The organism is Streptomyces sp. CBMA156, from assembly GCF_014596515.1.
In the GTDB taxonomy this organism is placed as follows: Bacteria; Actinomycetota; Actinomycetes; order Streptomycetales; family Streptomycetaceae; genus Kitasatospora.
On sequence record NZ_MSJQ01000365.1, the window covers coordinates 1 to 11697 of the forward strand.

Below are 11697 nucleotides of genomic sequence, written 5' to 3' on the forward strand. Positions count from 1 at the left end.
GGTCGCCGCGGCGGCGCCCCAGCCGAAGCCCGCCGCGTGCCGGGCCGCCGCCTCGCCGCGCCTGGCCACCAGCTCCCGGTCGATGACGTACGGCTCCAGCGCGAGCGCCCACTCCAGCGGTTCGTGGCCGTTCACCAGGCTGCCGGTCTCGCCGTCCCGCACCGCGACCGGCAGGCCGCCGACCGCGGCCGCCACCACCGGGGTGCCGCAGGCCTGCGCCTCGAGCGCGACCAGCCCGAAGGATTCGCTGTACGAGGGCATCACCAGCGCCGTCGCCGCCCGGTACCAGTCCGCGAGCTGCGGCTGGCCGACCGGCGGGTGGAACCGCACCACGTCGGAGATGCCCAGCTGGGCGGCGAGCTTGTGCAGGCTCTCCGGCCGGGCCAGCCCGGTGCCGGACGGTCCGCCGACCACCGGCACCACCAGGCGCTCGCGCAGCTCGGGGCGGCGGCCCAGCAGCGCGGCGACCGCCCGCAGCAGCACGTCCGGGGCCTTCAGCGGCTGGATCCGGCCGGCGAACAGCAGCACCGCGGCCTCCTGCGGCAGGCCCAGCCGGGCCCGCGCGGCGGCGGACGCGTCGGGGCTGCCGGGGCGGAAGACGTCGAGGTTGACCCCGGGGTGGACGACGGCCAGCTGGTCCGGCCTGGCGGCGTAGTGCAGCGCCAGTTCGGCGGCCTCCTCCGTGGTGTTGGCGATCAGCCGGTCGGCCGCCTCCACCACCTGGGTCTCGCCGATCACCCGGGCCGCGGGCTCGGGCGTGTCGCCCTCGGCCAGCGCGGCGTTCTTGACCTTCGCCATGGTGTGCATGGTGTGCACCAGCGGCACCCCCCAGCGCTGCGCGGCCAGCCAGCCGACCTGCCCGGAGAGCCAGTAGTGCGAGTGCACCAGGTCGTAGTGGCCGGGCCGGTGGCCGGCCTCCGTCCGCAGCACCCCGTGGGTGAAGGCGCACAGCTGGGCCGGCAGGTCCTCCTTGACCAGGCCCTCGTACGGCCCGGCGGTGACGTGGCGGACCAGCACGCCCGGGGCCAGCTCGACGGTCGGCGCGTCGTCGGAGCAGATCGAGCGGGTGAACACCTCGACCTCGATGTTCAGCTCGGCCAGGCGCTTGGCCAGCTCGACGATGTAGACGTTCATCCCGCCGGCGTCCCCGGTGCCCGGCTGGTGCAGCGGCGAGGTGTGGACGCTCAGCATCGCTATCCGGCGCGGGCGGCGGCGGCCGGGGACGAGCGACTGGAGCCTGCCGCGCGCGGGGGCGGCGGGCTGGGCACGGCGTACCGAACGGACGGGGTGCTGGATCACCTGGCTGAAGCCTCCTCTGTGCGGCCCGTCTAGGCGGTCCGCGCCGGACCGCCCGTTGTCCGGTGTGCGCTGCCCCGTCCGGGCACACATCACCAACAGGGTGCCAACCACACGGACCGGGTCCGGCATTCCCGCCCCGGCCCACCGGCCGGGACGGCCGGCATCGTCCCAGGTCAGCACGGTGCGGTCGGCGGCCCGACTACCCTTCTGGGCATGGCTGCCTCCTTCGACCCCGCGACCGCCGCGCCTGCCGCGCCCGCCCGCGGACGGACCGGGCGCCCGGTGGGGACGGTCACCCGGGGCACCACCAACACCAACCGGCTGCGCCGGATGGACCGCTGGATCGCCCACGCCCTCGGCCGCTCGCTGCGCGCCGCCGAGCGCCCGCCGGTCGCGGTGGACCTGGGCTACGGCGCCGCGCCGTGGACGGCCGTCGAGCTGGCCGGGCGGCTGCGCACGGTGCGTCCTGACGTCCGGGTGGTCGGGATCGAGATCGAGCCGGAGCGGGTCGCCGCCGCGCTGCCGTACGCCGAGCCGCCGCTGCTCACCTTCCGGCGCGGCGGCTTCGAGGTGCCGCTGGACGGCGGCGCGCCGGCCCTGCTGATCCGGGCGGCCAACGTGCTGCGGCAGTACGACGAGTCGGCGGTGGCCGGGGTTTGGGAGCGGCTGTGCGCCCGGCTCGCCCCGGACGGGCTGCTGGTGGAGGGCACCTGCGACGAGATCGGGCGGCGGCACGTCTGGGTCGCGCTCGGCCCCGAGGGGCCGCGGACGGTGACCTTCGCGGCCCGGCTGGGCGGCCTGGGCCGGCCCTCCGACCTGGCCGAGCGGCTGCCGAAGGCGCTGATCCACCACAACGTGCCGGGGCGTCCCGTGCACGCCTTCCTGGCCGACTTCGACCGGGCCTGGGCGGCGGCCGCGCCGTACGGGGCGTTCGGGGCGCGGCAGCGCTGGGTGGCGGCCTGCACGGCGCTGGCGGGCAGCTGGCCGCTGGTGGACGCGCGCGGCCGGTGGCGGCAGGGCGAGGTCACGGTGCCCTGGTCGGCGCTCTCTCCGTAGGCGCTCTCCCCGCAGGCGCCGTACGGGGCGTCGGCCTGGTGCCGGCGGTTACGGGCGGTGCCGACAGTTACGGACGGTGCCGGGCGGTGCGCGCGGGAGCTGGTGAGCGACCCGATGCATTCACTCGAACGAGTTATCGAATATCTCTGGCGTGTTGACGCCTCGACACGCCACCATGGACCCGGCCGAGCGACGGCACCACACGCCGCCCGGCGCGTGCCGTGCCCAGTCCCTCGTCAGCCCTTCCGCCCGGGCAGTTCCCGGCGGGCCCGTTCGAACACCTCGTACATCTCCGACCCGAACAGCACGAACCGCACCTCCGCCAGCCCCGCGCCCGCCTCCGCCTCACCGCCGTCCAGCACCTCCGCGACGGTGCCGAGCGCGATCCGGGCCGCGTCCGCCGGCGGCCAGCCGTAGATCCCGGCCGACACGGCGGGGAAGGCCACCGTGCGCGCGCCGAGCCCCGCCGCGGTGCGCAGCGACTCGCGATAGCAGGAGGCCAGCAGCTCCGCCCGCTCCCCGTACTCCTCCGCCCGGTACACCGGCCCGACGGTGTGCACCACCCACCGGGCGGGCAGCCGTCCGGCCGTCGTCGCCACCGCGCGCCCGGTGGGCAGCCCCTTGCCCCAGTGCGAGGCGCGCAGCCGGCGGCACTCCTCCAGGATCTGCGGCCCGCCCCCGCGGTGGATCGCGCCGTCCACCCCGCCACCGCCCAGCAGGGACGAGTTGGCGGCGTTCACCACCACGTCCACCGCCTGCTCCGTGATGTCACCCTCCAGCAGGATGATCCGCTCCACCGCCACCACTCCCCTTCCCCGGTCCGCCCGGCAGCCGCCGGGACGGGAAACCGGGCCGTCGTCCGAGTCCAGTCACCACACCGCCACCGGCGTGGCAAGAGCCACAACGGCGCCGGTCGGCCAGAGAAATCCCCGGAGACCACGTTATGGTCGCGAGAAGTTCCCCGACGCGCGGTGCCAGGCGGGCACTGCGGACGGACGCCGACCGTTACGCAGTCGGGGAAAGGGAGGAACCACCGATGCCCGCAACGGGAGACGGGCGGGCACCTGCTGCCGCGGACCTGCCGGGCGCCCATGACGGCGCCCCCGTCGGTCGTGCCCGCAACCGCGCCGCGACCGGTCCGGGCCTGGCGGCTCCCCCGATACCCCACCCCCGCGCGCGGGCCGTGCACGCCTCCCACCCGTCCCGCCTCTCCGATCCCGGCGGCCCCGCGGCGGCGGAGGGTCCCGCCGACGACGCACCGCTGCGGCTGCTGGTCATCGAGGACGACGCCTCCGACGCCCAGCTGATCAAGGCAGCGGTGGCCGACAGCGGCACCTCGATCGAGATCCACTGGGCCCGCGGCCTCGACCAGGCCACCGAACTGCTCGCCCCGCCCGCGCCCTGGGCCCGGCGCGGGCGCTCCCGCACCCCCGAGTTCGGCTGCGTGCTGCTCGACCTCGCCGCGCCCGCCGACCTGCCGCACCCGTCCGACGCCTCCGACGGACTGGAGGGCCTGCACGAACTGCTCCGCCGGGCCCCGCACACCCCGGTCGTGGTGCTCACCGACGCCGCCGGGGCCGAACTCGGAGCGGCCGCCGTCGCGGCCGGCGCCCAGGACTTCCTGCTCAAGCACGAGACGGACGGCCCGCTGCTCGCCCGCGCCCTGCGCTACGCCGTCGAGCGCAAGCGCGCCGACGAGTCCCAGCGCCGCCTGGTCGAGGCCGAGTTGCGCGGCCAGGAGAACGCCCGCCTCCAGCGCCACCTGCTGCCCACCCCGCTGCTCGACGGCGCCGGGCTCTCCTTCACCCGGCGTTACCGCCCCGGTCGCCGCCGCGCACTGCTCGGCGGCGACTTCTACGACGCCGTGCGCACCGACGACGGCGCCGTCCACGTCGTGATCGGCGACGTCTGCGGCCATGGCCCCGACGAGGCCGCGCTCGGCGTCGCGCTCCGGATAGCGTGGCGCACCCTGGTCTTCGCCGGCCTCACCGGCGAGGCCCTGCTCACCACCCTCCAGCACGTGCTGGAGCACGAGCGGCGCAGCGACGAGATCTTCGCGACGCTCTGCATGCTCGTCATCGAGCCCGGCGGCACCGGCAACGGCCTCGACTCGCTCGGTGCCGGCGAACGGGCCAGGCTCTACCTCGCCGGGCACCCGGCGCCGCTGCTGCTCGGCCGCGACCACGAGCCGGTCACCCTGCCCGCCGACCTCGCCGGGCCCGCGCTCGGCCTGCTGCCGTGCCACGACGGGCAGGCCGCCTGGCCCGCCCACGAGATCGAACTCCGGGCCGGCTGGCGGCTGTTGCTCTACACCGACGGGCTGATCGAGGGCCGGGTCGGGGCCGGGTCGCGGCGGCTGGGCCAGGACGGGCTCGCCGGCCTGGTCGGCGACCACCAAGCCGCCGGGCTGACCAGGGGGCGGCTGGTCGACAGCGCCATCGCCGAGGTCGAGGAGCTGAACGGCGGCGCGCTGACCGACGACGTCGCGGTGCTGCTGCTGGAGCGCAACCCGGTCCAGCTGATCCTCGGCTGACGGCCCGCGGGACGGGCGGCCGGCCCGCAGCGCACGAACGAAGGCCCGGACGGGGGCTCCCAGGTTTCAGAGCCCCCGCCCGGGCCTTCGCTTCGTCGTCGTCCGGCCTACCAGGGCCCGTACGGGCCGGTGTTGCTGCGGCCGCCACGGCCGCCACCGCCTCCGGTCAGCGCCCGGATCGCCGGGCGGACGTCCACCACGTAGACGATCGAGGCGACCAGGCCGGCCAGGGTGCCGATGCCGGTGAAGAAGTTCACCCCGAACAGGAAGTCCCAGCCGAAGGAGACCGCCAGGATCGCCACCCAGAAGCCCTTGGTCTTCTTGTCGGCCGCCCGGTAGGCGTCCTCCCGGCGGGTGACCGCGTCGGCCAGGGCGAACAACTTGTAGGCGAGCATGGCAACGATCGCCCACCAGATCGGATTCAGGTAGGAAAAGGCCAGAATCTGCAACATTCCGACCATTCTCGATCTCCTCTGTTCTCGGCTCCGATGCTGCGACCACCGCCCATCCTGGCACGACGACCGTCCGCAACGGGGTCAACGTCCCGCGGTCACCCGATGTGCCCTTCGGCACCCGGGCTCACTCCGCGGCGGTGTCGGCGGCGGCCGCGGGGTCGGCGGCGGTGTCTGCGGCGGCGCCCTTGCGGGCCCGGGCGGGCTTCCTCGGGGCGGGCCCGGCAGCCTCCTCCGCCACCGGCCCGGCCCCGGCCGGCTCGACGGTCAGCGCGGGCTGCCCGGGCTCCTCGGCATCGGCCGGCGCGCCCGGGAGGGCCTTGTCCACCACGACCTTGCCGCGCTCGGCCAGCTCGTCGTACGTCTCCTTGGCCTTCACCGCGAGCTCGACCGCGCGGGCCACCTGCTGAAGGGCGAAGCCCTGGGCCCGCTCCTGGATGGCCTTGAGGTCGGTCGGCAGCGTGGTGACGGTCTCGGCGACCCTGGCCTGCGCCCCGGTCAGCAGCGACTGCGCCTCCTGGAGCCTGGCGGTGGCCTTCTCCTCGGTGCCCTTGCGGTCGGCCGCCAGCGCCTCGACCCGGCCCGGCACCTCGCGCAGCTTCTCGTACGCGAGGTCCCCGGCGCCGGCCAGGGCGTACAGCGGGGTCGGGTCGCCGAGGGTCTTCTTGATCTCGTCGGTGATGGGCATGGTTACCGGTCCTCCCGGTGGGTGTTCTGGGGGGCTGAGCCGTCGGCCGTCGCACCGGTGGCCGAAGCGGCGTTCTCCTTGAGGAAGGCGTCGTAGACCGCGAGCAGCGCCTGCTTCTGCTGCTCGTTGATCATCGGATCGGCCAGGATCGAGGCCCGCAACTCCAGGCCCTCGCCCCGCCGCTCCTCCAGGATCCCGGCCTGGACGTACAGCGTCTCCGCCGAGATCCGCAGCGCCTTGGCGATCTGCTGGAGGATCTCCGCGCTCGGCTTGCGCAGCCCCCGCTCGATCTGGCTGAGGTACGGGTTGGACACGCCGGCGGCCTCCGCCAGCTGCCGCAGCGAGTACTGGGCGTTGCGGCGCTGCTCGCGGATGTACTCGCCGAGCGAGCCGACGTTCAGTGAGGCCATGGGGACAGCCTGCAACACCCTGCTTGCAAATGCAAGCAGGGTGCTAGCGGCAGCAAACGCGCCAGGCCGGACGGGTCAGGGCGGGCCGGGGCGGTCAGGCCAGGTGGGCGAGGAGGAGCTCGGTGAGCCGTTCGGGGGTGCGCAGCGGGAGGTAGTGGTCGGCGCCCGGGACGAGGTGGCCGCGGGCACCGGGGATGCCGGCGGCGAGCCGCTCCGCGATCGCCGCGATCTCCGGGTGGTCCCGGTCGCCGTGGACGACCAGGGTCGGCGCGGTGACCGTGCCGAGGACGGACTCCGCCGCCCTGGCCGGGGCGCCCGCGAGGTGGTGCTCGCTGACGATGCGGCGGGCCGCGTTCTCCTCGACCATCGCCGCGATCAGCTCACCGCCAGGCGCGGTACGGCCCATCGCGGCCCAGACCGAGAGCTCCAGCTCGGCCAGGGCCGCCGCGTCGCCCCGCCGCCTGGCCTCGGTGTAGGCGGTGGTCTCCGGGGACGGCGGCCAGTCGTGGCCGCTGACCGAGGCGCCGACCAGGCCGAGCGCGGCGACCCGCCCCGGGTGGGCGAGGGCGAAATCCAGCGCGGTCTCGCCGCCCATGCTCAGGCCGACCAGCGCGGCGCTGCGCAGACCGAAGTGGTCCAGCACGGCGCCCAGGTCCTCGACGTCGTCGAAGGCCCGCTCCGGCGCGCCGGACCGGCCGAGGCCGCGGGCGTCGTAGCGGATCACCTCGTGGTGCCGGGAGAGCTCGGGGACGACGGCGTCCCACAGCCGGGAGTCCATGCCGGAGCCGTGCAGCAGCACCACCGGGCTGCCGCTGCCCCGGCGCTCCGCCCACAGCCGGCCGCCGCCGGGGGCGGGGACGTGGACCTCGGCGGCGGGGTGATCGGCGTGCGGGCTCATGGGGCGATCCTTCCAGAGGCCCCCGCCGGGCGGGCCGGTCAGGCGGACTCGGGGAGGCGGACCGGCATCAGGACGGAGAAGGTGCCCGCTTGGCCGGGGTTGCGGACGGCCAGCGGGGCGATCGGGCCGCCGAGTTCGAGGAGCAGCTGCCCGGACTGTCCGGACTCTCGGGGCTCTCCGGGCTGTCCGGCGTCGAGGGCGTCGAGCAGGAAGTCCCGGTTGACGGCCAGCCGGTAGCCCTCGGGCGCCGGGTCGTCGGCCACCGCCAGCCGGCCGTCCCCGGTCAGGGTCAGCACGGTGACCGCGCAGTCGGCACCGCCCGGCCCCGAGGGCAGGGTGCGGGTGGCTCCGGCCGCCACGGCGGCGCGCAGTTCGGCGGCGGACAGGGCGATCCGGTGCTCGGGTTCGAGCCGGGTGACGGCCCGGTGGTCGGGGTAGTCGAAGTCCAGGGCGGCGCCCTCGATCCGGTGCGCCCCGGCCTCGGCGCGGACCAGCCCGGCTCCGAGGGTGAGCGCCACCTCGGGCGCCCCCGCGCCGAGCAGCGCGCGCAGTGCGTCCACCAGCGCGGTCGGGACGACCGTGCCGGCCACCGGGTGCCCGGCCGGGTCCTGGGAGGCGGCGGGCACCTCGGCGAGGGCCATCCGGTAGCGGTCGGTGGCGACCAGGCGCAGCACCGGCCCGTCCGGCTCGAAGAGCACCCCGGCGAGGGAGGGCAGCCCGGGGTCGCCGCAGACCGCGAAGCGGACCGCGTCCAGGGCGGCCGCGAGGCCCTCGGCCGGGACGGTGAGCCGGAGTTCGGCGGGGGCTGTGGTCATCGGTTGCTCCCTCTGCTCGATCATCGTGTGGATCAGGGAGAGCTCGCGGCGGGCGTCGGCCAGGCCGTCCTCCAGCCGGCGCAGGTGCGCGTCGAGCACCCGCCGGGCCTCGCCGCTGCCGGGGGCGGCGGCGAGTACCGCGCGGACGGCCGCCAGCGGCAGGCCGACCCGGCGCAGCCTGGCCAGCAGCCGGGCGTCGGCGAGCTGGCCGGGCCGGTACCAGCGGTAGCCGGTCTGCGGGTCGACCCAGGCGGGGGTGAGCACCTCGGCGCCGTCGTAGTAGCGCAGGGTGCCGACGCCCAGGCCGCTGGCGCGGGCCAGTTCGCCGATGCTGTGCAGCTCGCTCTCCATGCCGGTGACTCTGCGGGCTCGACCTGGTCGAGGGTCAAGCCCGGTCGGCGCCGTCGCCGGGAAGACGGCCCGGATCGGTGAGGGGGCGCGGATCGGTGAGGGGGCCCGTGCTGGTGAGGGGCCCAGGGCCGGTGAGGTGGGCCAGCTTCCGCGGGTTGCGGACGACACGGATCTCGGAGATCCGCACGGTGCCGTCCGGCTGCTCGGCGAACTCGAACACCGCGACGGAGTCGACCGCGCCGTCCACGGTGACCAGCAGGCCGGGCTCGCCGTTGACCAGGACCGGTCTGGCCCCGGCGCCCTCGCCGAGCCGGCGGAACACCCCGAGGACGAAGCGGGCGACGTTCTCGGCGCCGCCGAGCGGCCGCAGCGCGGCGCGGATCACGCCGCCGCCGTCGGTCCAGCCGGTGACGTCGGGGGCGAGCAGTTCCAGCATCCGGTTGAGGTCGCCGCCGACGCTGGCCGCCATGAACTCGTCGGTGGCACGGCGGCGCAGCTCGGGCGGGGCGTCGTAGCGCGGCCGGCGGGCGCGCACGTGCGCCCTGGCCCGGCTGCCGACCTGGCGGCAGGCGGCCTCGGTACGGTCCAGGGCCTCGGCGATCTCCTGGTAGGAGAAGCCGAAGGCCTCCTTGAGCACGAACACCGCCCGCTCCAGCGGGGACAGGCTCTCCAGCACCACCAGCAGCGCGACCGAGACGCTCTCCGCCCGCTCCACGCCGTCGGTCGCGTCCGGCTCGGTGACCAGCGGCTCGGGCAGCCACGGACCGACGTAGGACTCGCGGCGGACGGCGGCCGAGTCCAGCTTGTTGAGCGCGAGGTTGGTGACTGTACGGGCCAGGAAGGCGCCGGGGCCGGCGACCGGACCGGTGACCCCGCTCCAGCGCAGCCAGGTGTCCTGGACCAGGTCCTCGGCGTCGGCGACGCTGCCGAGCATCCGGTAGGCGATGCCGAAGACCATCCGCCGGTACCGCTCGAAGTCGGCGAGACGGGTGTCGGCCGGCCTGGCGTCGCTCTGCCGGGCGTCGTCCTGCCGGGTGTCGTCCTGCCCGTGGTCGTGGGTGTCGGTCACCCGCGCGACGCTACCGCACGGTAGCCGCGGCGCTCAGCCCCGGAAGGCCTCGTAGGCGGGGGCGAGCAGGACGGCGAGGTCGCGGCCGTGCACGGTGATGCCGGAGCGGCCGAGGCGGCGCAGCGAGGGTTCGTCCGGGCCGTCCTCCTCCGGCGGGGCGGGGCGCAGGGTGAAGTCGCCGCGCCAGTAGGCGGCGACGTTGACGGCGGGCGGTCTCGGTTCGTCGGTCACGCGTCCTCCTCGGCCACGGCGTCCTCCCGGGTGAGGGCGACCAGTTCGCGCAGCGCCTCGGCCGGCAGGTCGGTGAGCCAGCGCTCCCCCTCCCCCACCACCGCATCGGCCAACGAGCGCTTGGCGGCGAGGAGTTCGTCGATCCGCTCCTCGACGGTGCCGACGCAGACCAGCCGGCGGACCTGGACGTCCCGGCGCTGGCCGATCCGGAAGGCGCGGTCGGTGGCCTGCTCCTCGACCGCCGGGTTCCACCAGCGGTCCAGGTGGATCACCTGGTTGGCGGCGGTCAGGTTGAGGCCGGTCCCGCCGGCCCGCAGCGAGAGTAGGAACACCCGTGGCCCGTCCGGAGACTGGAAGCGGTCCACCAGCTCCTCGCGGCGCGCCCTGGACAGGCCGCCGTGCAGGTACAGCACCTCCTCGCCGAGCCGGCGCTCCAGGTACGGGCGGAGCATCGCCCCGAACTCGGCGTACTGGGTGAAGACCAGCGTCCGGTCGCCCTCGGCCAGCGCCTCCTCCAGCAGTTCGGCCAGCCGGGCGACCTTGCCCGAGCGTCCGCCCACCACCGAGCCGTCGTGCAGCAGTTGGGCCGGGTGGTTGCAGACCTGCTTGAGCTTGCCGATCGCGGCCAGCACCGTGCCGCGCCGCTCCACGCCCCGGATGCCCTCGACCCGCCGCAGCAGGTCGGCGACCACCGCCTGGTACAGGCCGGCCTGCTCGGCGGTGAGGTTGCACCAGACGGTCATCTCCTGCTTGGCGGGCAGCTCGGCCGCCACCGCCGGGTCGGACTTGACCCGGCGGAGTACGAACGGGGCGGTGCGGCGCAGGAGTTCGGCGGTGCGCTCGGGGCTGCGGTGCAGCTCGACCGGGATCGCGTAGCGCTCCTTGAAGCGCTCGGCCGGGCCGAGCAGGCCGGGGTTGGCGAAGTCCAGGACGGCGTGCAGCTCGGCGAGCCGGTTCTCCACCGGGGTGCCGGTGAGCGCGATCCGGTGCCGGGTGACGGGCAGCGCGCGGATCGCCCTGGACTGCGCGGTGCCGGTGTTCTTGATGTGCTGGGCCTCGTCCGCGACCACCCGGCGCCAGCGGATCGCCCGCAGGGCGGCGAGGTCGCGCTGGACCAGCCCGTAGGTGGTGATGACCAGGTCCACGCCCCGTACGGCTGCGGCGAGTTGCTCCGCCCCGAGGCGGCCGGCGCCGTGGTGGACGTACCGCCGCAGGCCGGGGGCGAAGCGCTCGGTCTCCCGCTGCCAGTTGCCGACCAGGGACATCGGGCAGACCAGCAGGGTGGGGCCGGTGGCACCGGCGGCTCCCTCGGTGGCCAGCAGGGCGAGGGTCTGGACGGTCTTGCCGAGGCCCATGTCGTCGGCCAGCACGGCGCCGAGGCCGAGCTCCGACATGGTCCGCAGCCAGGCCAGTCCGCGCTCCTGGTACGGGCGCAGCACGGCCCGGAAGTCCGGCGGCAGCTCCGGCGGCGGAGCGGCACCGGCCTGCCCGGCGAGCAGGTCGCCGAGCGGGCCGTCCACGCTGACGCCGGTGACCGGCAGCCCGGCGACCGTCGGCTCCGGATCGAGGGCGAGGCGCAGCAGGTCGGCGGCGGCGAGCACGCCGTCGCGCCGGTCGGCGAGGAAGGCGAGCGCGGCGGCGATCTGGTCCGGGTCGGCCTCCAGCCAGGTGCCCCGCACCCGGACCAACCCCTGTTTGGCGGCGGCGAGTTCGGCCAGTTCCTGCTCGGTGAGCGGGCTGCCCTCCGGGCCGAGCGCGGCCTGCCAGCGGAAGTCGACCACGGCGTCCCGGTCCACCTGACTCGTGACCGCGAGCGAGCCGGGCGCGGGCGGGGTGGTGGCGCGCAGCGCGAGCCCGAGCCGGGGGCGGCGGCGCCACCAGGCGGGCAGCAGCAC

12 protein-coding genes are annotated in these 11697 nt (G+C 75.8%); 2 read left to right on the plus strand and 10 right to left on the minus strand.

The window, feature by feature from the left end; translation table 11 throughout:
- Positions 1 to 1296, minus strand: a 1296-nt coding sequence (mshA, locus tag BU198_RS31865; protein WP_411293256.1) for a D-inositol-3-phosphate glycosyltransferase, incomplete at its 3' end; no start/stop codon positions are given.
- 216 nt (positions 1297 to 1512) lie between these two features.
- On the opposite strand from mshA, the gene BU198_RS31870 reads away from it, so the two are divergent.
- Positions 1513 to 2355: a class I SAM-dependent methyltransferase gene (locus BU198_RS31870; protein WP_411293255.1), complete on the plus strand. Its 843-nt coding sequence runs from the start codon at positions 1513 to 1515 to the stop codon at positions 2353 to 2355.
- Between the two features lie 236 nt (positions 2356 to 2591).
- Here the strand turns inward: BU198_RS31870 and BU198_RS31875 are convergent, their stop codons facing one another.
- Complete coding sequence (locus tag BU198_RS31875) at positions 2592 to 3152, minus strand: O-acetyl-ADP-ribose deacetylase (RefSeq protein WP_188300331.1); 561 nt, start codon at positions 3150 to 3152, stop codon at positions 2592 to 2594.
- Between the two features lie 239 nt (positions 3153 to 3391).
- Here BU198_RS31875 and BU198_RS31880 point away from each other — a divergent pair, with 239 nt between their 5' ends.
- A complete protein-coding gene (locus BU198_RS31880; RefSeq protein WP_188300332.1) occupies positions 3392 to 4888 on the plus strand; it encodes a PP2C family protein-serine/threonine phosphatase in 1497 nt (498 codons plus the stop codon).
- A 107-nt stretch (positions 4889 to 4995) separates the two neighbouring features.
- Here the strand turns inward: BU198_RS31880 and BU198_RS31885 are convergent, their stop codons facing one another.
- From BU198_RS31885 to BU198_RS31920, 8 genes are all read right to left on the minus strand, one after another.
- Complete coding sequence (locus BU198_RS31885; protein ID WP_411293257.1) at positions 4996 to 5283, minus strand: DUF2516 family protein; 288 nt, start codon at positions 5281 to 5283, stop codon at positions 4996 to 4998.
- 184 nt (positions 5284 to 5467) lie between these two features.
- The gene (locus tag BU198_RS31890; RefSeq protein WP_188300334.1) at positions 5468 to 6028 is read right to left on the minus strand and encodes a hypothetical protein; all 561 of its coding nucleotides are present in this window, start codon (positions 6026 to 6028) and stop codon (positions 5468 to 5470) included.
- A 2-nt stretch (positions 6029 to 6030) separates the two neighbouring features.
- Entirely contained in the window at positions 6031 to 6438 is a 408-nt protein-coding gene (locus BU198_RS31895; protein WP_188300335.1) for a helix-turn-helix domain-containing protein, read from the minus strand.
- Positions 6439 to 6532: 94 nt separating this feature from the next.
- A complete protein-coding gene (locus tag BU198_RS31900) occupies positions 6533 to 7336 on the minus strand; it encodes an alpha/beta fold hydrolase (protein WP_188300336.1) in 804 nt (267 codons plus the stop codon).
- Between the two features lie 38 nt (positions 7337 to 7374).
- Positions 7375 to 8502, minus strand: coding sequence for a MerR family transcriptional regulator (locus BU198_RS31905; RefSeq protein ID WP_188300337.1), 1128 nt, complete (start codon positions 8500 to 8502; stop codon positions 7375 to 7377).
- Positions 8503 to 8536: 34 nt separating this feature from the next.
- Positions 8537 to 9571, minus strand: a complete 1035-nt coding sequence (locus BU198_RS31910; RefSeq protein WP_317620408.1) for an RNA polymerase sigma-70 factor — start codon at positions 9569 to 9571, stop codon at positions 8537 to 8539.
- Positions 9572 to 9604: 33 nt separating this feature from the next.
- Positions 9605 to 9802 (minus strand): hypothetical protein, encoded by a 198-nt coding sequence (locus BU198_RS31915; protein ID WP_188297281.1) that lies wholly within the window; start codon positions 9800 to 9802, stop codon positions 9605 to 9607.
- The coding region (locus BU198_RS31920; protein ID WP_188297282.1) for a DEAD/DEAH box helicase at positions 9799 to 11697 on the minus strand (1899 nt) is incomplete at its 5' end. The genes BU198_RS31915 and BU198_RS31920, both read right to left, overlap by 4 nt.